22 protein-coding genes and 2 tRNA genes are annotated in these 24187 nt (G+C 67.8%); 16 read left to right on the forward strand and 8 right to left on the reverse strand.

What is annotated here, in order from left to right; all coding sequences use genetic code 11:
• Positions 1-29: 29 nt before the first annotated feature.
• On the reverse strand, positions 30-2009 hold the full coding sequence (locus tag DVR07_RS18430) for an aconitate hydratase (protein ID WP_115798766.1): 1980 nt from the start codon (positions 2007-2009) through the stop codon (positions 30-32).
• Positions 2010-2151: 142 nt separating this feature from the next.
• On the opposite strand from DVR07_RS18430, the gene DVR07_RS18435 reads away from it, so the two are divergent.
• Together DVR07_RS18435 and DVR07_RS18440 are read left to right on the forward strand one after the other, a co-directional pair.
• On the forward strand, positions 2152-2670 hold the full coding sequence (locus DVR07_RS18435) for a deoxyuridine 5'-triphosphate nucleotidohydrolase (protein ID WP_115798767.1): 519 nt from the start codon (positions 2152-2154) through the stop codon (positions 2668-2670).
• Positions 2671-2782: 112 nt separating this feature from the next.
• Positions 2783-3460: a helix-turn-helix domain-containing protein gene (locus DVR07_RS18440; protein ID WP_115798768.1), complete on the forward strand. Its 678-nt coding sequence runs from the start codon at positions 2783-2785 to the stop codon at positions 3458-3460.
• A 15-nt stretch (positions 3461-3475) separates the two neighbouring features.
• Here the strand turns inward: DVR07_RS18440 and trpB are convergent, their stop codons facing one another.
• The 3 genes from trpB to DVR07_RS18455 form a co-directional block, all read right to left on the reverse strand.
• The gene (gene trpB / locus DVR07_RS18445; RefSeq protein WP_115798769.1) at positions 3476-4651 is read right to left on the reverse strand and encodes a tryptophan synthase subunit beta; all 1176 of its coding nucleotides are present in this window, start codon (positions 4649-4651) and stop codon (positions 3476-3478) included.
• Positions 4652-4715: 64 nt separating this feature from the next.
• Positions 4716-5087, reverse strand: a complete 372-nt coding sequence (locus DVR07_RS18450; RefSeq protein ID WP_115798770.1) for a hypothetical protein — start codon at positions 5085-5087, stop codon at positions 4716-4718.
• 23 nt (positions 5088-5110) lie between these two features.
• Positions 5111-5719 carry a DUF7344 domain-containing protein gene (locus DVR07_RS18455; protein WP_115798771.1) on the reverse strand — a complete coding sequence of 203 codons (609 nt, stop codon included), beginning with the start codon at positions 5717-5719 and terminating at the stop codon, positions 5111-5113.
• Between the two features lie 281 nt (positions 5720-6000).
• On the opposite strand from DVR07_RS18455, the gene DVR07_RS18460 reads away from it, so the two are divergent.
• The 5 genes from DVR07_RS18460 to DVR07_RS21855 all read left to right on the forward strand — a co-directional run bounded on the left by DVR07_RS18460 (position 6001) and on the right by DVR07_RS21855 (position 11734).
• Complete coding sequence (locus DVR07_RS18460; RefSeq protein WP_115798772.1) at positions 6001-6576, forward strand: TasA family protein; 576 nt, start codon at positions 6001-6003, stop codon at positions 6574-6576.
• A 33-nt stretch (positions 6577-6609) separates the two neighbouring features.
• A complete protein-coding gene (locus DVR07_RS18465; protein ID WP_115798773.1) occupies positions 6610-7308 on the forward strand; it encodes a TasA family protein in 699 nt (232 codons plus the stop codon).
• A 111-nt stretch (positions 7309-7419) separates the two neighbouring features.
• Positions 7420-8709, forward strand: coding sequence for a TasA family protein (locus DVR07_RS18470; protein WP_115798774.1), 1290 nt, complete (start codon positions 7420-7422; stop codon positions 8707-8709).
• A gap of 98 nt (positions 8710-8807) precedes the next feature.
• Positions 8808-10058 carry a TasA family protein gene (locus tag DVR07_RS18475; protein ID WP_115798775.1) on the forward strand — a complete coding sequence of 417 codons (1251 nt, stop codon included), beginning with the start codon at positions 8808-8810 and terminating at the stop codon, positions 10056-10058.
• Positions 10059-10348: 290 nt separating this feature from the next.
• Positions 10349-11734, forward strand: coding sequence for a hypothetical protein (locus tag DVR07_RS21855; protein ID WP_162829626.1), 1386 nt, complete (start codon positions 10349-10351; stop codon positions 11732-11734).
• A 262-nt stretch (positions 11735-11996) separates the two neighbouring features.
• Here the strand turns inward: DVR07_RS21855 and DVR07_RS18485 are convergent, their stop codons facing one another.
• On the reverse strand, positions 11997-12269 hold the full coding sequence (locus DVR07_RS18485; RefSeq protein WP_115798845.1) for a hypothetical protein: 273 nt from the start codon (positions 12267-12269) through the stop codon (positions 11997-11999).
• 77 nt (positions 12270-12346) lie between these two features.
• On the opposite strand from DVR07_RS18485, the gene DVR07_RS18490 reads away from it, so the two are divergent.
• Complete coding sequence (locus DVR07_RS18490) at positions 12347-12865, forward strand: signal peptidase I (RefSeq protein ID WP_115798777.1); 519 nt, start codon at positions 12347-12349, stop codon at positions 12863-12865.
• Positions 12866-12911: 46 nt separating this feature from the next.
• Here the strand turns inward: DVR07_RS18490 and DVR07_RS18495 are convergent, their stop codons facing one another.
• Positions 12912-14222 (reverse strand): NAD(P)/FAD-dependent oxidoreductase, encoded by a 1311-nt coding sequence (locus DVR07_RS18495; RefSeq protein WP_115798778.1) that lies wholly within the window; start codon positions 14220-14222, stop codon positions 12912-12914.
• 185 nt (positions 14223-14407) lie between these two features.
• Between DVR07_RS18495 and DVR07_RS18500 the strand changes: the two genes are divergently transcribed.
• The 4 genes from DVR07_RS18500 (at position 14408) to DVR07_RS18515 (ending at position 18885) form a co-directional block, all read left to right on the forward strand.
• Positions 14408-14707 carry a DUF5789 family protein gene (locus DVR07_RS18500; protein WP_240318901.1) on the forward strand — a complete coding sequence of 100 codons (300 nt, stop codon included), beginning with the start codon at positions 14408-14410 and terminating at the stop codon, positions 14705-14707.
• A 267-nt stretch (positions 14708-14974) separates the two neighbouring features.
• Positions 14975-16585, forward strand: coding sequence for an alpha,alpha-trehalose-phosphate synthase (UDP-forming) (locus DVR07_RS18505; protein WP_115798780.1), 1611 nt, complete (start codon positions 14975-14977; stop codon positions 16583-16585).
• Positions 16586-16618: 33 nt separating this feature from the next.
• On the forward strand, positions 16619-17533 hold the full coding sequence (gene otsB, locus DVR07_RS18510) for a trehalose-phosphatase (protein ID WP_115798781.1): 915 nt from the start codon (positions 16619-16621) through the stop codon (positions 17531-17533).
• 218 nt (positions 17534-17751) lie between these two features.
• The gene (locus DVR07_RS18515) at positions 17752-18885 is read left to right on the forward strand and encodes a hypothetical protein (RefSeq protein ID WP_115798782.1); all 1134 of its coding nucleotides are present in this window, start codon (positions 17752-17754) and stop codon (positions 18883-18885) included.
• Positions 18886-18912: 27 nt separating this feature from the next.
• On the opposite strand, the gene DVR07_RS18520 is transcribed toward DVR07_RS18515, so the two are convergent.
• Entirely contained in the window at positions 18913-20871 is a 1959-nt protein-coding gene (locus DVR07_RS18520; protein WP_115798783.1) for an ABC transporter ATP-binding protein, read from the reverse strand.
• Between the two features lie 183 nt (positions 20872-21054).
• Positions 21055-21324: a DUF7538 family protein gene (locus DVR07_RS18525; protein ID WP_115798784.1), complete on the reverse strand. Its 270-nt coding sequence runs from the start codon at positions 21322-21324 to the stop codon at positions 21055-21057.
• 91 nt (positions 21325-21415) lie between these two features.
• Here DVR07_RS18525 and DVR07_RS18530 point away from each other — a divergent pair.
• The 4 genes from DVR07_RS18530 to fer all read left to right on the forward strand — a co-directional run bounded on the left by DVR07_RS18530 (position 21416) and on the right by fer (position 24174).
• Positions 21416-21489 (forward strand) — tRNA-Val (locus tag DVR07_RS18530).
• Positions 21490-22075: 586 nt separating this feature from the next.
• Entirely contained in the window at positions 22076-22612 is a 537-nt protein-coding gene (locus tag DVR07_RS18535) for a hypothetical protein (RefSeq protein ID WP_115798785.1), read from the forward strand.
• Between the two features lie 232 nt (positions 22613-22844).
• A tRNA-Phe gene (locus DVR07_RS18540) sits at positions 22845-22918 on the forward strand.
• Between the two features lie 527 nt (positions 22919-23445).
• On the forward strand, positions 23446-24174 hold the full coding sequence (gene fer, locus DVR07_RS18545; protein WP_115798786.1) for a ferredoxin Fer: 729 nt from the start codon (positions 23446-23448) through the stop codon (positions 24172-24174).
• The last annotated feature ends 13 nt before the right edge of the window (positions 24175-24187 follow it).

Below are 24187 nucleotides of genomic sequence, written 5' to 3' on the forward strand. Positions count from 1 at the left end.
GCGAAAAAACGAAAGAAGGAACGGGCTTCTTAGTCGTCCGCGGGAGTCGCGCCGGAGCTACCGCCCGACTCGGCCTGCTTCTTCGTGTGGGGCAGCTTGCCGCCGTCCGCGAGGATCTCGCGCTCGCGCTCGGAGGCGTCTAGGTGGGCCGTCGCCTCCCAGTCGTCGTTCACGCGGACCGTGAACTCCTCCTGGCCGGAGCGGACCGCCTCGGCGACGTCGTCGACGATCTCGATGTCGTCGCCCTGTTCGATCTTCTCGTAGGTGTCCTCGTCGATGGTCAGCGGGATGAGGCCGAAGTTGAACAGGTTCGCCTTGTGGATGCGGGCGAAGCTCTGGGCGAGGACGCCCTCCACGCCGAGGTACATCGGGCACAGCGCGGCGTGCTCGCGGGAGCTCCCCTGGCCGTAGTTCTCGCCGGCGACGAGGAACCCGCCGTCGGACTCGAGCGCGCGGTCGGCGAAGTCCTCGTCGACGCGGCTGAGGGTGAACTCCGAGAGCTTCGGGATGTTCGACCGGAACTTCAGGATGTCCGAGGTGGCCGGGATGATGTGGTCGGTCGTGATGTTGTCCTCCATCTTCAGGAGGGTCGGCCCCCGGAGCTGGGCCTCGAGCGGGTCCTTGAGCGGGACGTCGCCGATGTTCGGGCCCTTGATGAGCTCGTCGTCGGGCGCCTCGTCGGGCGCGATGAGGTCGGCCTTGCTGCCCGTGTACTGGTCGGGCATCTCGAAGCCGGGGTCCTCGAGGTCGCCGAGCTCGTCGGCGAGGTCGCGCGGGTCGACGATCTCGCCCTTGATGGCGGCCGCGGTGGCCACCTCCGGCGAGCAGAGGTAGACGTTGTCGTCCTCGATGCCCGACCGGCCCTCGAAGTTGCGGTTGAACGTCCGGAGCGACACCGAGTTGCTGGCCGGGACGTGACCGATGCCGATGCAGGCGCCGCAGGTCGCCTCGGAGAAGTTGACGCCGGCCGCCATCATCTCGGCGACCCAGCCCTCCTTCGCGAGCATCTCGGAGGCCTGCTTGCTACCGGGCGCGACGATCATCTCGGTCGTCTTGTTGGTCTCGCGGCCCTCCAGCATCTTGGCGGCCGGGAGGATGTCCTCGTAGGCGCCGTTGGTGCAGGAGCCGATGATGACCTGGTCGACGTCGGTGCCGGCGACCTCGCGGACGGGCACGACGTTGTCGGGCATCGACGGCTCGGCGATGAGCGGCTCGAGGTCGCTCAGGTCGATGGTGATCTGGTCGTCGTACTCGGCGTCCTCGTCGGGGCCGACCTCGACGTAGTCCTCGCCGCGGCCGAGCCGCTCGAGGTAGTCCTCGGTGTTCTCGTCGGTCGGGAAGATCGAGGAGGTCGCGCCGAGCTCGGTGCCCATGTTGGTGATGGTCGTCCGCTCGGGGACCGAGAGGCTCTCGACGCCCGGACCGGTGTACTCGAAGATCTTGCCGACGCCGCCCTTCACGCTGAGCCGGCGCAGCATCTCGAGGATGACGTCCTTCGCGGTCGCCCACTCGGGGAGTTCGCCCTCGAGCCTGACGTTGACGACCTCGGGCATCTCGATGTAGTAGGCGCCGCCGCCCATCGCGACCGTCACGTCGAGGCCGCCCGAGCCGATGGCGAGCTCGCCGAGGCCGCCGGGCGTCGGCGTGTGGGAGTCGCTGCCCAGCATCGTCTTGCCGGGGGCCGCGAAGTTCTCCTTGTGGACGTTGTGACAGATACCGTTGCCGGGCCGCGAGAAGTGGGCGCCGTAGGTACCCGCCGCCGACCGGAGGAACCGGTGGTCGTCCGTGTTCTTGAAGTCGAACTGGTAGGTCTGGTGGTCGCAGTACTGGGCCGCCAGTTCCGTCTGGACCTCTTCGAGGCCCAGCGCCTCGAACTGGAGCCAGACGAGCGTCCCCGTGGTGTCCTGCGTGAGGACCTGGTCGATTTCGATTCCGATCTCCTCGCCGGTCTCGAGTTCGCCCTCGACGAGGTGGTCCTCGAGGATTTTTTCCGTTAGCGTCTGTCCCATATCGACCGGATATCGACCCTCCAAGCGTATAAATCCCGCGTGTTTCCGTTCATTACCCGGGTTGTAAATCCCGCCGCCGTCCGGCAAAAGTTGTGCGAACCTGTCGGAAGTCGCACGCCCGTCCAACTCCGCCAACGCTATAATGTCCCGGCGGAACCCAACCCACATGTTCGAGAGCGGTCCGTTCGTGGCCGAACACGTCACCGAAACCGACGACGAGCAGGTCCAGCCCAACGGCGTCGACCTCACGCTCGCGGCTGTGTACGAACAGCGCGAACCCGGCCGCATCGGTCGGGACGACAAGGAGATCGGCGACCGCCGGGAGCTCGAAACCGAGCAGGTCGCCGACGACGCGCCCGAGACGTACTACCTGACGCCCGGCGGCTACGTCGTCCAGTACGCCGAGACCGTCCGGATTCCGGAGGGTCACGTCGGCTACATCTATCCCCGGTCGTCGCTGCTCCGGAACTCCTGCATGCTGAACACCGCGGTCTGGGACGCCGGCTACGAGGGGAAGGGCGAGGGGCTGCTCGAGGTCCACCACGACATCGAACTCGAGACGGGCGCCCGGATCGCCCAGCTCGTCCTCGCGGAGGCCGACCACGAGGGCACCTACGCCGGGTCGTACCAGGGGGAGAACCTGGGTCTCGACGAGTTCTGACGGACTCTCCGAACCGGTTCGCTTCGACCCGACCTGTTCCGCCTTCTGTTCTAACTCCGCTTAATCGAACTAATCCGTTCACTTTGTCCGGCCGCGCGCCGTTAAACGGACAATGAGCATCGTCGCTCACTTCACCGTCCCGCTCGACGCGGTGGCGCTCGGGGAGACGTTCCCCGCGACGCCGGAGATGCGTCTCGAAGTCGAACGTCTCGCCACCCACAGCAGGGAGTGGGTGATGCCGTTCGCCTGGGCGTCCGGCGGGGACTTCGAGGCGTTCGAGGACGCGCTCGCCGACGATCCCTCGGTCGACGAGCGCTCGGTCGTCGACGCGTTCGACGGCACCCGACTGTACGAGATCAAGTGGGTCGAATCGGTCGGCGAACTCGTCGACGAGATCGTCGACCAGCACGGCACCATCCTCGAGGCGTCGGCCGCCCCGGACGGGTGGTTCTTCAGGATCCGGTTCACCGACCAGTCCCAGGTCGAGGCGTTCAGCGACCACTTCTCCCGTCGGGGAGTCAGCTTCGAGGTCCAGCAACTGACCCGGCCGACCGACCCCCGACAGGCGACGTACGAACTCACCGAGAACCAGCGCGAGACCCTCGTCCTCGCCCAGCGGGCGGGCTACTTCGAGGTTCCGCGCGCGGTCTCGCTGTCGGACCTGGCCGACAGAATCGGCGTCTCCTCGAACTCGCTGTCCGAGCGCCTCCGCCGGGGCACCGACGCGCTCGTCCGGAACGCGCTGGTCGTCGAGGACCGCGACGAAGCCGACGACGCGGAGGGCGAGTAGGTCGGTCGCGGTCTCTTACTCCCCGAGGTCGAACATCTCGGCGGCCTGCTCCATGTCCTTGTCGCCCCGGCCGCTCAGGTTGATGAGGACGACGTCGTCCTCGTCCATCCCCGCGGCGACCTCCTTCGCGAGCGCGACCGCGTGACTGGATTCGAGCGCCGGGATGATGCCCTCCAGTTCCGAGAGTTCGCGGAACGCCGCCAGGGCGTCGTCGTCGGGCACCGCCCGGTAGTCGCACCGGCCGACCGCCCGGAACATGGCGTGCTCGGGCCCGACCGCCGGGTAGTCGAGGCCGGCCGACACCGAGTGGACCTCGGTGTCCTCGTCGAGGGTCCGGGTCCTCATCCCGTGCATCACGCCGTCCTCGCCCTCCGAGAGCGGTGCGGCGTGCCTGCCCGACCCCTCGCCCTCGCCGCCGCCCTCAGCGCCGTAGAAGTCGACGTCGTCGTCGCGGAACGCGTGGAACAGCCCGATGGCGTTCGACCCGCCGCCCACGCAGGCGATGGCGGCGTCGGGCAACTGTCCGGCCTGCTCGCGAATCTGGTCGCGGGCCTCCCGGCCGATGACCGACTGGAACTCCCGGACCATCCGCGGGAAGGGGTCGGGGCCGACGGCCGACCCCACCAGGTAGTGGGTGTCCTCGACATTGGCGGCGAAGTCCTCCAGGGCGGCGTCGACCGCGTCGGCCAGTCCCGACCCGCCCCGGGTGACCTCGTTGACCTCCGCGCCCATCAGCCGCATCCGGAAGACGTTCATCTTCTGGCGCTCGACGTCCTTCTTCCCCATGTAGATCTCGGTGTCGAGCCCGAGCAGCGCGCCCACCATCGCGGTGGCGACCCCGTGCTGGCCGGCGCCGGTCTCGGCGATGAGCCGGGTCCGCCCGGCCTCCTCGGCCAGCAGCGCCTGACCGAGACAGTTGTTGATCTTGTGGGCGCCGCCGTGGAGCAGGTCCTCGCGCTTGAGGTAGATCTGGACGCCGTACTCCGCCGAGAGCCGTTCGGCGTGGAACAGCGGCGTAGGCCGGCCCGCGAAGTCCCGGCGGTAGCTCCGGAACCGGTCGCGGAACGCGTCGGTGTCGTGGATTTCGTCGAACGCCTGGGCTAGCTGGTCGAGGGGCTCCTCGAGGGGCTCGGGGACGTGTCGACCGCCGAAGCCCTCGAAATCGCCGGCGTCCGTGTCATCGGTCGGCATACGATCCATTTTCGGCCCTGTCCGGCTTAAAACACACTCTCCCGTACACCTTACTTCCGTCCGCTCAGCCGAGCATCAGGCGGACGTTGTAGACGGTGAAGAACACGCCGAACAGCAGCAGGACGAGCGGAGCGAAGTAGTAGACGAAGCGATCCCGCCACACGCGGACCGCGTAGAAACTGAGGCCGAAGCAGACGGCGAACACCAGGAGCTTCGCGCCGACCAGCCCGCCGAGACCGAACCGGCTCAAAAGGCGTGCGAGCAGCGGGTTCCCCTCCGCGACGACCGGGTGGTACCGCACGAGTGCGATGGTCGTGACCACGTCGCCGACGCCGTAGCCGCTGGTCGCCGCGATCCACAGCCAGACGAACTCCCGGTAGGTCGTCGCTGCGCGTTCGAGCGAGAGGGGGTGAGTAGGTGGTAATCCGTCGGTCATTGTGGGGTCCTCGGCGCGTCCCGTTACCGGTCCCTCGCCGGTTCCTCGATGTCCGGGACGTCCGGCGGCGACCCCTCCCCGCCGAGCCGGCGCTTCCGGTCGTAGTAGGTGTCGACCGCGCCCGACGCGACGAGCGCCGCGACGCACAGGCCCGCCCAGGCCATGTCCGGGAGCATGTCGAACGGGACGATGTCGACGTAGGCCACGGTCAACAGCGCCGCGCACACCGCTCCCAGCCCGAGGTAGTACTCGCTGCGGGGAATCTCGGATTCGGGCACGACGTCGAGGTAGAGTTCGACGTCCGCCATCCCCTCGCTCGGCCTGACGACCCCGCGGTCGGCGTCGAAGTCGACGACGCCGACCTCGTCCATCTTCGGCAGGTGGCTCTGCCGGAGCGCTGTGTACACCCGCCGGCGCTGGTCGTGGGTGATCGCGGCCGGCGGATCCTCGTTCTCCCACGCCGCGAGGTGGGTCGACAGCTCTCGGAGTTCGACCGGCCGGTCCTGCTGCCGGAGGTAGTGGACGACGTGGCGGCGGCGCTGGTTGCTCACGATCTCGAAGATCTCGTCCCGCGTCGGCTCGTCGGCCTCGGTCTCCTCCGGAGAACGTGTTTGTTTGCCACCCACTGACATATCGTTAGGCTGTCTCTACAGACACATAAGCCTGACCTACGTATCATATAATGTTTACATACGAAAGGTCGGTTCGTGATGGCGAACTCGTGGTTTCGAATCGAACCGGTCCAGTACCGCGATTCAGGCGGTGCCTGACGGCCTGTATAGAACTCCTGACTCGATGTCAGAGGGTGTATACGTCTCTACAGGGTCGACCTGCTTACCCGTCAACATCTGAATATATGGAGTGGATGCTGGATAAGGTGTGAGTGACGACGGGCGACCGTCGTGGAACAACTATGACCGAAGACGACAACAGCGGATTCGACCTGTCGCGGCGCAAGGTACTGGGAGGACTCGTGACCGTCGGCGCTGCGTCCGCGGCCACGGGCGCAGGGACGATGGCCTACTTCAGCGACACCGAGAGCAGTGAGGGTAACACCGTGTCCGCAGGGACGCTGAACCTCAAGGTGAACGGGCGGGACGACATTAGTACTGCACCCGTGAACGTTTCTGGAGTCGCACCTGGCTGGTCCAAGTCCATCCCTCTCGATCTGTCGAACGACGGTACGGTCGGTGGAGACCTGTACCTCAAGTTCGACGTCACTGGGAGCAACGATGGAGATGGTGACAGTCAGGGTCTCGAAGACGACCTTGACCTAACTTGGAACGTGGACAACGGTGGTTCGGGGAGTATCGACCTCACTAATGCCCCGACCAACTGGCAGGACACCGGCCAGGACATCGGTGGTAGTAGCAACGTCACCGGGGATATCGGACTCGAACTTCCGACCAGTGTCGGTAACGAGGCCCAGGGAGAGAGTGCGACTATCGACGTCTACATGAAGCTCGTCCAGAGCGGCGGCTCCCCCTAACAGACTCCGTTCCCCCACGGGAGCATTCCAATCATGTTCGACGACGACAGTAGCGTGTCACTGACCCGGCGACGCCTCCTCGGCGGCCTGGTCGCGATCGGCGGGGCCGGAGCAGCGTCAGGTGCCGGCACGTTCGCGTACTTCAGCGACACCGAGAGCAGCACCGGAAACACCATCGACGCCGGGACGCTCGACCTGACGGTCAGTGACAGCGGCGCAGACTTCAGTGACGGCGTGTCGGGGACGTGGACCATCTCGAACGCCAAACCCGGCGACTCGGTGCTGGGCGACCTCACGCTCCGGAACGAGGGGTCGCTGTCGTCCGACCACGTCGAGATCAGCTTCGCCGTCGACGAGAGCGAGGCTGGCGGTTCCACCGGTGCAAACGAAGCGGACACGATGCCATCGAGCGCCGAGGGGATGGCCGAGCAGTTCGAGGTGACCGTGTTCACCTACAACGGCACCAACGTCCTCCAGAACCTGTCCGACGCCAATGGGAACGGCATCGTGGACATCGGGGACGTTGTGAGCGGGAACGATGGGGCGCTCGACGACCTCACGTCCCTGCCGAGTGACAGCCAGGCAACCGAGTCGATGATGCTGGAGTTCCGGTGGGCCCACGATTCGGAGTTCGATAACTCCGTCTCCGGGACGAACAACGACTACCAGGGCGACGAGTTCGACCTCACGGTCACCTTCGCCCTCCACCAGGACTCCGGCCAGGACTTGTAGCAACTGACACCCGACAGGGTGTCTTCGACCCTCGCGGGTAGCACGCCCTCGCGGGCGTCGGCGGTTCGACTCCGCCGGTGGGCCCTCCCCGAGCGGGGGATTCGGCAAACCATGTCAGACAAGAACATCGACCTTTCGCGACGGAAGGTTCTGGGTAGCCTCGGCGTCATCGGCGTGGCGAGCGCCGGCGCCGGCGCGGGGACGTTCGCATACTTCAGTGACACCGAAAGCAGCACGGGGAACACGATCAGTGCGGGAACGCTGAACCTCACTGCCGACGGGAACGACGGATCGGCGACGACTACGGTCAGTGTCGACGACGTCGCGCCTGGGGAGACCGGCAGCGATTCGACGACGTTGGTGAACGCGGGCAGCGTCAGTGGATATCTGAATTTCGACGTCGCTCCCATCTCCAATCGAGAGAACGGTGTCATCGATCCCGAGGAAGGTTCCTCCGGCGAAAACGGGGGCGACCCGGGCGAACTCGGCGCCGTCCTCGATGTCAGATACGGGTTCGACACGACCGGCGACGGGGCCATCGACGTGCCCGTCGTCGACACGACCGACAAGCCCTACGAAGCGGTCGAACGGACCGGAGGTGCCGAGTACAATCCGAACCTCCCGTTGTCGGCCAACGGCGGTAGCGCGGACTTCGTCGTCGACTGGGCACTCCCGTCCGACGCCGGGAACGCCGTACAGGGCGACGGCGTGGAATTCGACGCCACCTTCGAACTGCTACAGGAGCCCGCCGGGAGCGACGTCGTTCTCACCGGCAACTCCCCGTATAGCGACGCGAAGGGCTTTCCGGGGAGCTTCGCCCCCGAGTCGGCGGAGAGTCGCGTCGGAGCCGGGTCGTGGCAGGCCACGACATCGGGACAGGAAGGGTTCTACTTCGGCGGTAAGTTCTCCGGCTATCACGCGCTGCCGACGTTTACGGTCGGCGACATCGCCGAACTCGGCTACTGGATGAACCACTCGAACAGCCAGGTGGAGTCGGACTTCTTCCTCCAGATATTCACCGCACCCAAGAACGACGGGACCGACTTCGGTAGCTTCTACAACGCACGGCTGACCGCGGTTCCGCCGGAGGCCAACGATGGGAATCCTTCGTGGACCCCGGACGAGTGGAACGAGTTCTCGACCGACCCGTCGGCCGACAATCAACTCTACTTCTATCTGGAGGACAACCAGACCGTCTCGACTACTCCCCGGACTCTCCAGGACCTGCAGACCAACCCATTCACTCACGACGGCACCGATTACGGGCAGTCCACTGACGAGGTGTTCGCCGTCGCGGTCCTCACGAACAGCAAACAGACCGAGTTCGAGGGACACCTCGACGACATCAACCTCGAACTCACTTCCGGACAGGGGAGCCTGTCTATCGACCTCGAACCCTGATGCGGCGCGCCGAGACGACAGTCCGACCCACGCGCGGTCGCCTCCGCGGCGGTTCGACTCCGCCGGTGGGTCCTTCCCCGAACGGGGAGTGAAAAATCATGTCGGACAAGAACATCGACCTCTCGCGGCGGAAGGTCTTGGGCGGTCTGGGAGTGATCGGCGTGGCGAGCGCCGGCGCGGGGGCCGGAACCTTCGCGTACTTCAGCGATACGGAGGAGAGCACCGGAAACACCGTGAGTGCTGGGACGCTCGATCTGACACCCGACGGCTCTAGCGTCGAGACGTTCACGGTCTCCGACGTCAAGCCGACCGACTCCGGGACGGAAGCGATCTCGCTGTCGAACGCCGGTAGCCTTCCGGGCTACCTGAACGTCGGCGTGTCCCTGACTGCGGACGAGGAGGGGCAGGTCCGCGAGCCCGAGCCGGACTCCGACGACGCCACGTCCGGGGAACTGGCCGAGAACATCGACGTCGAAATCGGCCTGGATTCGGACGAGGACGGGAGTATCGATACGTCTCTGGCAGACGCGGACCTCGCGGGCGTCGCGGGACTCGCCGGCGCGAAGTACAACCCGAACCACGAACTCGCGGCGAGCGGAAGCGGGAACGACGACGTCGACTTCGTCTTCGACTGGTCGGTACCCGCGTCGGTCGGCAACGAGATTCAGAGCGATTCGTTCACGGCCGACTTCACGTTCGAGCTCCTCCAGCAGCGGGCGAACGCGGACCTGGTCCTCACAGGCGACTCCCCGGCGATCGCGTCGGGGGAGAACCCGCTGCTGACCTCCTCGGATGCGAAGTGGGGCGACGGCTCCTGGACGAACGACTCCGGGAAGCACGGCCGGCTCTACTTCGGCGGTGAGTTCTCCGACTTCCACTCGCTTCCCGAGTTCACGGTCGACGAGATCGCGTCCATCAGCTACCACACGAAGAAGAGCCAGTCGTTCGACGCGAACGACCACGACTTCTTCCTCCACATCTACACGACGAAGGCGAGTTCGTCGAGTCCCGACGGGTGGTACGGTAAACGGCTCACTGCGCTCCCCAAGTACGCGGCGAATCGGAACGCACCGGCCGGCCAGTGGAACGAGTGGCAGACGGAGAGCGGGACGAACCAGTTGCAGTTCTACGACAAGAACCGAAGTAACGCGAGCGAGAGCGTCCCGCTTTCCGAAATCCAGTCGGGAAGCGTGACCTGGTCGAGTTCGGGCGAGACCGTCGACTACGGCGGGATGACCGTTCGGACGCTCTCGGTCACCGCCGACAACGTCTCGTTCGACAGCAGGGTCGACGCTGTCGGACTGGAACTGACTACCGGCGAGTCGCTCACTATCGACCTCGAACCGTAGCGACCGCGGCGCCGACCCGCCCACGTAACGCGCTCGAACGGGCGCCGGTGGTTCGACTCCGCCGGTGGGTCCTCCCTTCGTGGGAGACCAGCGGTCTCAGTCCCCGTCACCCGTCTGAGCGAACCCAACAACCGAGACATCACGAATCATGTCGGAATCCGCCGAAGACGCAGCGTCGATGGTACGGTCGTCAGTCCTCCGTCTCGCGGTCCTCACCGGACGACGAGACGCTACTCGATCCGATTTGACGAGAACGAACGACCGCGGTCCCGCTCGCTCGGGTGGTCACCGTGCTCCGTGAACTGCTCGCCCGACTGACCAAGATGGGCGCTCGCCAGACGGTCCTCGTTGTGCTCATCACTGGAACCGTCGTCGCCGGGGCCGGGTTCGGTCTCGCCGGCACTCTCACCGACGATTCCCCCGAACCGACGCCGACTGCGACGCCCACCCCGACACCTCCGGACCCGACGGTCACTCCGCAGCAGACCGCGACACCGACGACCATCGAGCAGACGACGGCAACTGCTCCGACCGACGGCGATACCGCCGACGATGACGACGACCCGACCGCGACGACCCGAACGACTACCACCGGGACAACCACTACGCCCGCAACACCGAACGCCACCCTGGCTCTGTCGGCGTCGGACCCGCCCGCGGTCAGCACCGAGGACGGGTCGGTCGAGCGCGTCGCCGGGAACCTCACCGGAACTCTCGACTGGACCGCGGGCTCGAACGCCACCAGCGTCACCCTCGTCGTCCAGACCTGGACGCCGGACTCCGAGTGGCGCGAGTCCCGCCGGGTCACCGTCGCTCCGAACGGGACGACGCTGGCCGTCGAGGACGCCCTCGGCGGTTCCGAACTGGTCTACGCCGCGGGCGAGCGCGCCGGCGAGTTCGCCGTCGGCGAGGACGGCGCGACCGCGACCCGCGAGGGGTACGTCTCCGTGACTGCGGTGCTGTTCGGACCGAACGGGACCGAACTCGCCCGGAACTCGACCGCCGACGAGTACGCCTTCAACGTGACGAACCAGGAGGAGAGCAACTTCTTCGCGTTTGGCGACTCCGGAACGACAACGACGGACGACACCCACCCGTCGCTACGCCTCGGCGGAGACGGCGAGGATCCGACCGTCCTCCGCGTGACGAACGCCGTCCCCGGCGGCTCGGGCCACGGACGGGTCTCGGTCACGAACACCGGCGAGGACGGGGGCGTCCTCCGGGTAACCGTCGAGAGCGTGTCGGACGAGGAGAACGGGTTCACCGAGCCCGAGCGCGAGGTCGACGACTCGCCGTCGACGGGCGAACTCGCCGAAGCGCTGGACGTCCGGATGAAGCTCGTCGACGAGGACGGCGAGACCGTCCAGTACCTGGCCGGCGGCGAGTCCTCCTACGCCTCGCTCGCCAGCCAGTCCGACCGGACGATGACTCCCGACACCTCGCTCGACAGCAACGAGACGGTCCGGTTCGTCGCGGAGTGGCGCGTCGACGCGTCGGTGGGCAACGAGATCCAGAGCGACTCCGTGACATTCGACCTCGACTTCACCGTCCTCGACGATGACGACGTCTCCCAGCGTCTCGATTCGCCGTCGGAAGTCGCCTCGGGTACACGGGCTAATGGCATGAAAAATGATAATATTGGTCGCGGTAGTAGTACGAACGAGGTGACGGCGTGATGGAGGGAAAACAGTCGCTCACCCGGATCGCGGCCCTGGTAGGGGTCGTGGTCGTCGTCGCCGCCTTCGCGAGCGGCGCGTACACCTACGGGCTGCTGTCCGACCGCGAGGACGGGTCGGTCTCCATCGAGGCCGCCGGGAACTTCTCCGATACCGCTACGGCGACTCCCGGCGGAAGTGTCTCTGAACTGAGTGAGGCTCCGAACAGCGATACCACCGCTTCGGACGATTCGACGGGCGAGGCGACCACTACGGCGGTCACTCAGACGGAGAAAACGACCGAGACTACGACAACACCGACCGAAAACACGACTACTACGACAACCACCGAGACCACGACGACGAAGGATACGACTACTACGTCAACGACGACCGGTACCACCACGACGACTGGGACACCTACAACGACAGAGGACACCACGACGAAAACTGAGACGACGACCGAAACCACGACGGACACGACAACGACGACCACTGAGACCACTACCACGACCGAAGCGACGACGACTACGACCGAGCCGACGTCATCTCCCACTTCCACGACGACCTCCAATCCATAGTCACTGACATATGAACCGAGAAACCCTCCGAGACACGCTAAGCGCATCGTCGATGAACCGCCGGAAAGCACTCCGAGTGCTCGGGCTCGTCGTCCTCGTCGCCCTCGTCGCCCCCTTCGTCGTCACGGCCGTGCCGCAGGTCGTGGGCGCCGACGCGAGCTACGTGGTGCTCTCCAGCAGCATGTCGCCGGCCATCCACGCCGGCGACGTGGTCGTCGTGAACGACGTCTCGCCCGCCAACGTCGAGGAGGGCGACGTCGTCACCTACCAGCCCCCGTCGGGTCACCAGCTCGCGGACGTGAACCGCGTGACCCACCGGGTCGTTGGGGTGACCAGTCGGGACGGCGAGCGCCACTTCCGGACGAAGGGCGACGCCAACGAGGAGGCCGACGCCGCGCTCGTCCCCGCGTCGAACGTCGAGGGTCGGGTCATGTTCCACATCCCGTTCGTCGGTCGCGTCGTCTCGTTCGCCCAGTCGTCGCTCGGACTCCTCCTGCTGGTCATCGTGCCCGGCGCCCTGCTCGTCGTCTCGGAGCTCTACGACCTCTACGTCGCGGCGACGGAGGGCTGACGGTCACTGCGCCGTATGATCGATTCTCGTCGTTTGGTATTCGGCGTCAGGCGACGTTCCGCTCCTCGAGCAGGTCGCCGCGCTCGAACCGGTCGCTCCCGAGCGCCGAGACGTCGACCAGCGACGCCTCGCCGTCCAGCACCAGCTCGGCGACCAGCTGGCCGGTCGCGGGCGCGTGCTGGAAGCCGTGGCCCGAGAACCCCACCGCCTGAACGAACCCCGGCACGGTCTCCTCGACGATGGGGTGGTGGTCGGGCGTCACGGCGTAGAGCCCGGCCCAGCCCCGGCGGAGTTCGGAGTCGGGGCCGAAGTAGGTCGCGCAGTCGCCCGCGCGCTCGACGGCCTCGGCGGCCCAGTCGAGGTCCATCTTGCGGTCGAAGCCGTCGGGGTCCCGGTTGGGGTCGGCCCCTCCACCGGTGTCGCTCGCGGGTCGTTCCTCCCCGTCTGCTCGCGGGCTCTGCCCGCTTGCACGGTCCGAGGAACGGGGTTCCTCGCTCTCGAAGTGTCCGCCGACCAGCGCCGCGCCCTCGCGCTCGGGCCGGAAGTGCGACCCGGTGTCGAGGTCGATGGTGAGGGGCACGTCCTCGGGGACCGGCGTCTCGGGGTCGACGACGGCCATCTGGCGGCGCTTCGGTGCGACCGGGATCTCGACGGCCGCCATCGCGGCGACCCGGCGCGCCCACGGGCCCGCGGCGTTGACCACGAAGTCGACGTCGCGGCGTTCGCTTCCGAAAGACTCGCTCCGCTCGTCTTTCGACGTTCGAGAGGCGTCGCTTCTCTCACCGTCGGCAGTCACGCCGGTCACGGCGTCGTCGCTCGCCCCGGTACCGCGTTCGCGGTGGATGGCCGTCACGTCGGTCTGCGTCAGAATCTCGGCGCCGGCCTCGCGGGCGGCCGCGGCGAACCCCTGGAGCGCGAGGTGCGGGTCGGCGAACCCGTCGGTCGGCGAGTAGGTCGCGGCCACGAACTGGTCGGCCCGGAGCCCGGGGCAGTGCTCGGTCGCCTCCTCGGGGTCGAGCAGGACGCTCGGGACGCCCCGGTCGTTCTGCATGGCGACCTGCTCCTCGAACGCGCGTGCGGTCGCCGGCTCGCGGGCCGCGAAGAGGTAGCCCGGCCGACGGTAGGCGATGTCGGTGCCGAACGTCGACTCGAACGACTCCCAGACGTCCATGCTCTCCAGCGAGAGGTCGACGTTGACCGGCGTGGAGAACTGGGCGCGGATGCCGCCCACCGACCGCTCGGTGCTGCCGTTTCCCAGCGACCCCTTCTCGTAGACCGTGACGTCGGCCCCGCGCTCGGCCAGGTAGTAGGCGCTCGCGAGCCCCACGATGCCGCCCCCGACGACTGCGACGTCCATACCCGCGAGTCGGTCGCGCGGATGTTAATCGTTGCCCCACTGCACGCGAAGTCCGCTCCCGTCCGCGATGCTCGCTCCGAACGGGCTACGCGACGCGACTCCCAGTACACGACAGCGCGCGGGAAGTTTCGCCCCGCTTGGGGGTGGCCGCCGGGGTTATCCGGCCGAGTCTCGAATGAACGACCGTGACAGATTCGAACCGCGAGATGGGAGTCGAGTTCGGCGAACTGGCCGACCGCATCGACGGCCACGACTACCCCGCGACCACCGGGGAGATCGCCGACGCCTACGGCGAGTACGAGGTCGAGTACGCCGGCGGCTCGGAGTCGCTGGCCGCGCTGCTGGGCCCGATAGACGACACCTGCGACTCGCCGGCGGCGGTCAGGCAGGCCGTACTGAACGCGGTCGGCGGCGGGGCGGTCGGTCGGAGGGGGTACACCGACCGCGGTTCGTTCGCGTCGACCCCGAGCGATGTCTCGTTCTGACCGACGCCGCCGCCCCGGGCGAGAGTTTTCTCCTCGCACGCCCAGGAATCAAATGGTAATCGGGGCTTACTCCGCGACAAACGCGGCCTGAATCTCGTCGGCTCGAGACGGTCGGAACGTAGGCGACCGTTCCGCGGTCGGAACTGTCGTGAACGAACCTGAACGGCCGACTACATTATCAGGACGTATCGGCATTTTTCGAACAGCAGACCTCGCCGACGGCGGGCGAACGCGCCCGCCGAGGGCGACAGGAGAGACACTTCCAGGATGACCGCAAACGAGACAGGGGCGACAGCCGATTCGGCCGCCGAGACCGTCGCATCGCTGTGTGACGACCGCGAGCTCGTCGTCGTATCGAACCGCCAGCCGTACAGCCACAGTTACGCGGACGGCGCCGGGGACGCCGACGCCGCCGGAGACTCCGGCGCCGACACGGAGGACGCCGGGACCGCCACTTCCGGGGCCGACCCCATCACGGTCGACCGTCCGGCGGGGGGCCTCACCGCGTCGCTCGACCCGGTCATGCAGGCCGTCGAGGGGACGTGGGTCGCGTGGGGCGACGGCGACGCCGACCGCGAGGTCGTCGGGCCGGACGACGCCGTCGCCGTCCCGCCCGAGGACCCCTCGTACGACCTCCGGCGGGTCTGGCTGACCGACGACCAGGTCGAGCGCTACTACCGGGGGTACAGCAACCGGGTGCTCTGGCCGCTCTGCCACCTCGACACCGCCAAGATGGACGTCCGCGAGTCGTTCTGGCGGGCCTACCGCGAGACCAACGCCGACTTCGCCGAGGCGGTGCTGTCGGCCGCCGACCGCGACCCCGTGGTCTGGTTCCAGGACTACCACCTCTCGCTGGCCCCGCGGTGGGTCCGGGACGACCGGCCCGACGCGTTCCTCATGCACTTCTGGCACATCCCGTGGCCCTCCCGGGACGTGTTCCGGACCTGCCCGCAGGCCGGGACGCTGCTCGACGGCCTGCTCGCCAACGACCTCGTGGGGTTCCACACCGACGACTACTGCCGGAACTTCCTCGACTGCGTCGAGGCCGAGACTGACGCCCGGGTCGACCGCGCCAGCGGGAGCGTCTCGTACCGCGACCACCGGACGTTCGTCCGGCCGTTCCCGCTGGGCATCGACGCCGTCCGGCAGGCCGACCTCGCCGAGTCCGACGCCGCCGACGAGTGGTGGGCGGAGTTCCGCGAGGCCCGCGGCATCGACCCGAGCGACGCGCTCGCGGTGGGCGTCGAGCGCCTCGACTACACCAAGGGCATCGAGGAGCGGTTGGCGGCGCTCGAGCGCTTCTGGACCGAAAACCCCGAGTGGCGCGGGGAGCTCACCTACGTCCAGAAGGGGACCGAGAGCCGGTCGGGCATCCCGGCCTACGACGCGCTCCGGGACCGCGTGGCCGCCGAAGTCGACCGGATCAACGACCGGTTCGGCACCGACGACTGGACGCCCGTGGTCTACACCACCGACCACCTGCCCGAGGCCGGCGTCGCCGCGCTCTACCGGGAGGCCGACCTCGGCCTCGTGACGCCGGTCCGGGACGGGATGAACCTGGTCGCCAAGGAGTTCGTCGCGGCCCAGACCCGCGACCCCGGCGCGCTCGTGCTGAGCGAACTCGCGGGCGCGACCGAACAGCTGGGCGACGAGGCCGTCCTGGTCCACCCGTACGACACCGCGGGCTTCGCCGACGCGATCCGCGAGGCGCTGTCGCTGTCCCGCGCCGAGCGCCGCCGGCGCGTCGCCGATCTCCAGCGCGAGGTCCACGCCGAGGACGTCTACGAGTGGCTCGAGGCCACGTTCGAGACCGCCGCCGCGGTGGACCGCGGCCGGCGCTCGCTCCAGCAGAGCCGGCCGAGTCCGACCGACGACTGACGCGGGCGAACGACCCCATCCACACATCCACCGATGGCTGACCCCACCGACTCAGACCGCGACGGGACCGACTCGGACGCAAGTACCGACGCCGCGATCGACCCGGGCCTCGAACTCCCGAACCCGCTCCGCGAGCACCTCTACGCCGTGGTAGAGGGGCTGGTCGACCACGACGGCCTGCTGGTCGCGCTCGACTTCGACGGCACCCTGGCCGCCATCGAGGACCGGCCCGACGCCGCCGCCATTCCCGACCCGACCCGAGAGGCGGTCGCCGCGCTGGCCGAGGAGCCGAACGTCGAGGTCGCGGTCGTCAGCGGCCGGGAACTGGCCGACGTGCGCGACCGGGTCGACGTTCCCGAGGCGTCATACGCCGGCAACCACGGCCTCGAGATCCACGCCGAGGAGTACCGCGTCCACCCGACCGCCAGCGACGCAGAGGAGGACATCGCGGCCATCTCCGACGAGCTTCGCGACCGGCTCGCCGACGTCGACGGCGTCATCGTCGAGAACAAGGGCGTGACCGCGACCGTCCACCACCGGCTCGTGGCCGACGACGAGGTCGCCCGGGTCGCGGACGCGGTCGATGAACTGGTCGACGTCCGCGACGACGTGCACCTGACCACCGGCAAGGACGTGCTGGAGCTCCGGCCCGCGGTCGAGCGGGACAAGGGCGAGGCGCTCCGGGAGCTCTACGACGTCCTGGTCCCCGACGGCGAGCAGTGGTTCCCGGTCTACGTCGGCGACGACACCACCGACGAGGCCGCGTTCGGCGTCCTCGGCGACCGCGAGCGGGGCTTCGGCATCAAGGTCGGCGACGACCCGAACACCGACGCGCCCTACCGGGTCGCCGACCCGGAGGCGGTCCGCGAGGTGCTCGACTGGCTCCGGACCTACGGCGTCGAGTTCCTGTCCGCCGACCGCCGAGACGTTCCGGGCGGCACGGCGTGACCGCCGGCCGCCGAGTTCGGTCCGTCGATTGCGTACTCTTCCTCCACCTCCGCCTCGTCGGTCGCGCCCTCCCGCTCGCCGGCTCCGTACCGTCACTTGCCGACCCCATACTCCCCTCGCCGTCTCCGTAATGCCCCGTTGAACCGGCGGACGGAGCCGCGAACGATGTGAACGGTCGCGCCGGTTTATTCGCCGAATCGGTCAACTCCGAACGAACCATGGCTACCGACGACGGCGACACCGACGACGAGCACCGCGAGGACCGCGCCGGGGCGGGCGACGAGGGCGCGCTCGACCCCGAGGACCGACCGGGCGCACCAGATCCGACGCGGAGCGGCGACGGGGGTACGGACGGGAACGGGTCCACCTACAGCAACGCGGGCCGCGAGACCGCGTCCCGGTCCCACCGAACCGGTGACGCGCGGTCGGAACGCGGCGACGCCCGACCGCAGGCCGACGCCGGACCGCGGAACGGCGGTGCTCCGGCCGGCTCGCCGCCGACCGGTCGCGGCGGGCCCGACCGGGGCCGAGAGGGCGAGCAGGGTAGCTCGGGCCGGCGGACGCGCCGGTACGGCTCCCGCCCGCCGACCGGGCATGGCGGCGCCCCCGGGCAGGGAGGTCCGTCCGGCGAACGGGGCGGAGGGCCGGGCGAACAGGGGACGTCCGCCGGCGAGCGAGGTGGCCGACCGGGCTCGTCGTCCGGCGAGGCCGCCGAGGATTACGGGCGACCCGGCGGTCCCGAAGTCGCCCGCGGGCGAGACCCGTCGGGAACCAGGGACGCGACGCCGGACGAGGGTCGCCGGCCTCTCGAGACCGACGCCGGCCCGGGCAGCGCCGCCCCGCCGAAGCGCACGCAGCCGCCGCGGGAACCGTCGGACCTCTCGGGGAACCCGGAGCGGACCGACCGCGGCGGCCGGGACGGTCGGTCGGCGGCCGGCGAGCGCCGGGAGGGGAAGTCCGGACCGCCCAAGTACGGGGGCCCGCGCGACCGGAACTGGGACCGGAACCGCGGCGGGTCAGCCGGGCAGCGCGAGCCCGCGGGCGGTCGGGGCGAACGGGGCGGTCAGCGCGAACAGGCCGGCCGCGGCGAGGCGGGCGGTCCGGGTCGGACCGAGAGTCAGCAGCGAGGTCCCGGCGAGGCAGGCGGTCGCCCCAAGGAGCGCGGCGACTCCGGCGGCCAGCCCGCCGGCCGCCGGGAGCCCGACCGGCGCCGCCAGCAGGAGTACAGTCCCGCCCGGTCGCCGGACCGGGAGCGCGAGACCCGCGAGTACGAGCGACGGCTCGACCGCAAACTGGACCGTCAGCGGGACTTCCAGCGGGACAAGAGCGGCGACCGGTACCGGCGGCGGTAGACGGTGTTCTGAGAACCGACAGCGGCGTCAGTCGTCGGCGTCGGTCCTGGCGGTGCGCTTGGCCGCCCGCTCGATGAACTCCTCGGGGAGCTCGTCGATCTCGCCGGCCTGGACGCCCCAGAGGTGGGCGTAGAGCCCGTCGTTCTCCAGCAGTTCGTCGTGGCTGCCCCGCTCGACGATCCGTCCGCCCTCGAGCACGACGATCTTGTCGGCGTCCTTGATGGTCGAGAGCCGGTGGGCGATGGCGAACGTGGTCCGGTCCTCGGTGAGCTCGTCGAGGCTGCGCTGGATGAGCATCTCGGTCTCGGTGTCGACGTCGCTGGTCGCCTCGTCGAGCACCAGTATCTCGGGGTCCTTCAGCACCGCGCGGGCGATGGAGATGCGCTGGCGCTGGCCGCCCGAGAGCTTCACGCCGCGCTCGCCGACCTCGGTGTCGTAACCGTCGGGGAGGTTCTGGATGAACTCGTGGGCCTCCGCGGCCTTGGCGGCCTCGACGATCTCCTCGTCGTCCACGTCGAAGGTGCCGTAGGCGATGTTCTCCCGGACCGTGCCGTAGAACATGAACGTGTCCTGGCTGACGTAGCCGATGGCCTGCCGGAGGCTCGGCAGGCTCACGTCCCGGAGGTCGGTGTCGTCGATGCGGATGGCGCCGTCGTCGACGTCGTACATCCGGAGCAGCAGTTTCAGGACCGTCGACTTGCCGGCGCCCGTGGGGCCGACCAGCGCGAGGGTGTCGCCGCCGTCGACCTCGAAGCTGATGTCGTCGACGATGGTCTCCTCCTCGTCGTAGCCGAAGGTCACGTCCTCGTAGACGACCTCGCCGTCCTCGACCACGAGTTCGTCTGCGTCGGGGTCCTCCTTGATGCGGCTGGGCTCGTCCATCAGCCCGAAGATGCGCGAGCTCGACGCGTACGCGCGTTGGTACATGTTGATGATGGAGCCGAACTGGGCCATCGGCCAGATGAACCGCTGGGTCAGCAGCATGAACGTGACGAACTTCCCGGCCGAGAGCTCGCCGGTGAAGAACCACGGCCCCTCGCCGTTGAGCACCCAGAGGCCGCCGACGATGAACGTGAGTGCGAACCCGAGCCCCGAGAGGATCTGCAGGGAGGGGAAGAACTTGATGCGGGTGACGATGGCGCCCCAGTTCGAGTCGAAGTACTCGTTCGAGACGTCCTCGACCCGGTCGGACTCGTAGGTCTCGGTGTTGGACGTCTTGATGACCTGGATGCCGCCGAGGTTGTTCTCCAGCCGGGAGTTGACCTTGCCGACCGCCGAGCGCACGTCGGCGTACTTCGGCTGGATGATCTCGACGAACTTGTAGGTGAAGACGGCGATGAGGGGCACCGGCACCATCGCGACCAGGGCGAGCTGCCAGTTCGTCGCGAAGAGGATGGCCGCGATGGCGAGCACCATCACGCCAAGCCGGAACGCCGAGTTCATCCCGTCGTTGAGGAACCGCTCGAGCCGGTTGACGTCGTTGCTCAGGATGGACATCATCTCGCCGGTCTGCTTGTCGGCGAAGAAGTCCATGTTGAGCCGCTGCATCTTGTCGTAGGTGTCGGTCCGGATGCTGTGCTGGATGTTCTGGGCGAACGAGTTCCAGCCCCAGTTGCGCGCCCAGTGGAACGCCGCGCCGAACCCGAACGCCGCGGCGATGACCCCCACCGAGAACCAGAACTGGCCGGTCGCGGCCGCCGGCGCGACGTCGGTCGCGAAGCTCTCCGACAGCAACGGCACCTGGCTCGCGAGCGCCTCGGGGTACGGTATCTGTCCCGAGCCCTCGGCGAACAGCGCGTCGATGGAGACGCCGAGGATGATGGGCGGGAGGAGATTGAGCACCCGGGCGAAGACGCTCGCCAGTACCCCGGTGACGAACGCGAGCCCGTTGTCGGACCCGTACTCGAGGAACAGCCGCTTCATCGGGTTCTCGGCCTGCTCCCGTTGTTCCTCGAACGGGTCGTCTTCCTCGTCGGTGAAACTCATTATCACTCCGGAGTGGTTCGGCAGTTGAAAAACTTTCCTTCGAACCGAAACACGGGCGTCGTCGCGTCGAACTCGGTCATCGGACTTCGAAGTGAAGGAGAGGCTGAACTTATTGATATCGGTCGTGTGTGAGCGAGTACCGCCACCCTCCGTGGCTGTAGAAGCGACGCGGCCGACGGCGACCTACAGCGACCGCGACTCCACTTCGGGGTCGACGCCGGACTCGGCCAGATCCTGGCGTATCCGGTCGCGCAGGGGGTCGGGAACGGTGTCGCGGCCGACCGGGACCGCGGTCTCGCCGTCGCCCTTCACCTTCCAGTAGACGATGCAGTCGCTGGGCGCGTAGTACTCGATGCTGTAGTGGTCGTCGCCGCCCCTGTAGTGGACCCGGGCGGCGAACCCCTCGGCCTGCCAGCCGTCCCGCTCGGCGAGCGACTCGACGCGTTCGTCCATGGTCGAAGGTCGGCCGGCCGCGTGGTAGTGGTTACGGAAGGCGACCGAGAAGGCAACAGTTATTTTCGGCGAGGGGCTTTGTCCCGGTACCGGGTCCGTGGTCTAGTTGGTTATGACGCGGCCTTTACAAGGCCGAAGTCGGTGGTTCGAATCCGCCCGGACCCACCTCTGACGGCGTAACGGCGACGAGCGCAGCGAGGAGCCTACGCCGTCGAATGGTCTTTCGAGGATTCGAAACAAGGAGTGGAGCGTAGCGGAACGACCGTGGTTCGAATCCGCCCGGACCCATAGATTCTGACTACGAACGAAGTGAGCAGTCGAATCTCTGACGGGAGGGCGATTCGAACCCTGCGAGTCGCAGCCCGCACAGCCGAGCGAAGCGAGGCGAGCAGGACCGTCTCGCCCCGGTGAGAATCCGCCCGGACCCACTGCATTTTGCGCCGAGCAATCCGCGAGGTGCAAGTCCGTGACTGCAGCCCCTTCACTCCGGAAGACGAGCGGAGCGAGGTCAGATGGACCCTTCGTTGGACGCCCACTCGACGAGCGCGGCGAGTTCCACGAGGACGAACAGGACGACTCCGAGCGTTACCGCCGACCGTAGTGTTTCGCGCATCACGCAAGACTACCGTCGCGTCGGAGTTACGTCTGTCGGACTCGGCCGACTCGCCTGCGGCGCCGACCCACCAAACCTATACCACCCTGCGAGAAACGGCCCGCCCATGCGTTGGCACGCGCGATCGGGGGTGGTGTAGTGAACCGAGGGGCAGTCGTCGCCGTCGTCCTCCTGTTCAGCCTCGCCGCCGGCGGAGTACTGCTCGCCGGCGACGACGGCCTCGGCGGGACGCCCGACGCTCCCGCAGGCGATTCGACGACCACGACGACAACCGGGAGCGGAGGCTCGCCGACCGATACCGCCAGCGGCGACAGCGCCAGTGATGCGACCGCGACGCCTTCCGACTCGGGCTACGCGTTCACCATCCAGTCGATCGAGGACTGCGGGAGCACCTGTCGGGACGTGACTGCGCGACTCGACAACTCCGGCGGGGCGGTCCGCGAGGAGGTGGAGGTCACCACCAAGATGTACGCCGACGACGATCTGCTGTGGGCGGGCAACGAGACGGTCGGCCGGCTCGGCCCCGGCGAGTCCCACACCTCGACCCGGCGCGTGGACGTGGGGTTCTCGGGCGGCCTCGCCATCAGCGCCAACGACGGCTACGTCACCATCGTCACCGTCGTCCGGTCCGAGGGCGGAACTGCGCGGTTCTCGGAACGCCGGAAAGTGGCCTGACCGTCCGCTTCGCTCGACGGTCCGCTCCGACTCGTCACTCGATGTCGGCCCCGCAATCGGGGCACTCGTCGTCCACGATGGTCACCTGCGCGTCGCACTCGGGACAGAACTCGAGATAGCAGGCCGGGTCGCCCATGACGTGGGGTACGCTGGCGCGGCCCAAAGGCGTTGTCCCGCTTCCCTGGTGGTGTTTCGAAACGCTTTTCTCTATCATGTGCCTCGTTGCGAGTGCGCCGCCTTAGCTCAGACTGGGAGAGCACTCGACTGAAGATCGAGCTGTCCCCCGTTCAAATCGGGGAGGCGGCACTCGTTCTGCCGACGACAAATGAGCGAGCGTAGCGAGCGAGCTGTCGTCGGCGATGATGCGTCCGACGCGATTTGAACACGCCAGTCGCAGGCCTGCGCAGTGACCGAAGGGAACGAGCAGGACCGTCTGGCACCTGTTTAAATCGAGGAGGCGGCATACCACTTTTTACGTCGTCGGGTCTCCTCGCTCATGGTTCGAGAGAGCTCCGCTCTCTCGTCATCACGAAAATCTCCGATTTTCGAACGACTACGCTCGCTGCGGGAACCACTCCTCGTAAAAACTTGGGGAAAACCCCCGGACGCGACCGAAGGGAGCGTCCGGTGAAACCGCGGCTCGCTTCGCTCGCCGCGGTATCCTGCACGGTCTTCGACTGCGGACAGGGCCCTCCGTTTCCAGTTTTGTAGTGGGTTGCAGTCAAAGTGCTACCAAGGTACAATCGTTCGATGACCTCCCCGCTTCCCGCCGGAAGCTGGCCATCTCAAGTTCAAGCGAAGGTTTATACTTCGGATTTCGCTAGCAAGGGGTGATGGAGTCCCCGTTCGACGTGTTACTCATCGACGCCGACGCCGACGACGAGGAGGTCGAGCAGGCGTACCGGGAGCGGGTGAAGGAGGCCCACCCGGACCAGGGCGGCTCGGTGGAGGAGTTCCAGGCGGTCAGGGCCGCCTACAAGAAGATCCAGGCGGGCTACGAGGAGAACGGCGCCGCGGCCGGCGGCGACGAGGTCGACCGCCAGGCGGCCGACCGGACCCGGGCCGCCGATCGGGGGACCGTCGGCGACGACCGGGACGACGCCGGCGACGCCGGCGCCGAACCCCGCGACCGGCGGGTCTCCTCGCAGGTCACGTACCTCAACTACGACGTGCTCTCGGACTTCGGGTGGGAGACCGACGACGCGGACCTCTTCGAGAAGGCGGCCGCCGCGGACCTCGGCGAGGAGGACTACGGGGAGTTCCGCGTCCAGCCCGGCGAGTCGCTGCTCGAGGCCGCCGAGGACCGGGGCTTCGCGTGGCCGTTCGCCTGCCGCGGCGGGGCGTGCGCCAACTGCGCCATCCTGCTGCGCGACGGGGAGCTGTCGATGCCAGCCAGCCACGTCCTCTCGGAGGAGCTGATGGAACAGGGCATCCGGCTGTCGTGCAACGGGATGCCCATCACCGACGAGCTGGAGGTCGTCTACAACGTCAAGCACATGCCCGAACTCGACGACCTCCTGCTGCCGCCCCGACCGTTCGAGCAGGCGTACTCCGACGACTGACCCGCACGACGAG

It is taken from the genome of Halorussus rarus (assembly GCF_003369835.1).
Lineage (GTDB): Archaea > Halobacteriota > Halobacteria > Halobacteriales > Haladaptataceae > Halorussus > Halorussus rarus.

Bases quoted from the DNA above. Each gene is read 5' to 3' on its own strand.
- DVR07_RS18430 (WP_115798766.1), bottom strand. From the start codon at position 2,009: ATGGGACAGACGCTAACGGAAAAAATCCTCGAGGACCACCTCGTCGAG.
- DVR07_RS18435 (WP_115798767.1), top strand. From the start codon at position 2,152: ATGTCCCGGCGGAACCCAACCCACATGTTCGAGAGCGGTCCGTTCGTG.
- DVR07_RS18440 (WP_115798768.1), top strand. From the start codon at position 2,783: ATGAGCATCGTCGCTCACTTCACCGTCCCGCTCGACGCGGTGGCGCTC.
- trpB (WP_115798769.1), bottom strand. From the start codon at position 4,651: ATGCCGACCGATGACACGGACGCCGGCGATTTCGAGGGCTTCGGCGGT.
- DVR07_RS18450 (WP_115798770.1), bottom strand. From the start codon at position 5,087: ATGACCGACGGATTACCACCTACTCACCCCCTCTCGCTCGAACGCGCA.
- DVR07_RS18455 (WP_115798771.1), bottom strand. From the start codon at position 5,719: ATGTCAGTGGGTGGCAAACAAACACGTTCTCCGGAGGAGACCGAGGCC.
- DVR07_RS18460 (WP_115798772.1), top strand. From the start codon at position 6,001: ATGACCGAAGACGACAACAGCGGATTCGACCTGTCGCGGCGCAAGGTA.
- DVR07_RS18465 (WP_115798773.1), top strand. From the start codon at position 6,610: ATGTTCGACGACGACAGTAGCGTGTCACTGACCCGGCGACGCCTCCTC.
- DVR07_RS18470 (WP_115798774.1), top strand. From the start codon at position 7,420: ATGTCAGACAAGAACATCGACCTTTCGCGACGGAAGGTTCTGGGTAGC.
- DVR07_RS18475 (WP_115798775.1), top strand. From the start codon at position 8,808: ATGTCGGACAAGAACATCGACCTCTCGCGGCGGAAGGTCTTGGGCGGT.
- DVR07_RS18490 (WP_115798777.1), top strand. From the start codon at position 12,347: ATGAACCGCCGGAAAGCACTCCGAGTGCTCGGGCTCGTCGTCCTCGTC.
- DVR07_RS18495 (WP_115798778.1), bottom strand. From the start codon at position 14,222: ATGGACGTCGCAGTCGTCGGGGGCGGCATCGTGGGGCTCGCGAGCGCC.
- DVR07_RS18505 (WP_115798780.1), top strand. From the start codon at position 14,975: ATGACCGCAAACGAGACAGGGGCGACAGCCGATTCGGCCGCCGAGACC.
- otsB (WP_115798781.1), top strand. From the start codon at position 16,619: ATGGCTGACCCCACCGACTCAGACCGCGACGGGACCGACTCGGACGCA.
- DVR07_RS18515 (WP_115798782.1), top strand. From the start codon at position 17,752: ATGGCTACCGACGACGGCGACACCGACGACGAGCACCGCGAGGACCGC.
- DVR07_RS18520 (WP_115798783.1), bottom strand. From the start codon at position 20,871: ATGAGTTTCACCGACGAGGAAGACGACCCGTTCGAGGAACAACGGGAG.
- DVR07_RS18525 (WP_115798784.1), bottom strand. From the start codon at position 21,324: ATGGACGAACGCGTCGAGTCGCTCGCCGAGCGGGACGGCTGGCAGGCC.
- fer (WP_115798786.1), top strand. From the start codon at position 23,446: ATGGAGTCCCCGTTCGACGTGTTACTCATCGACGCCGACGCCGACGAC.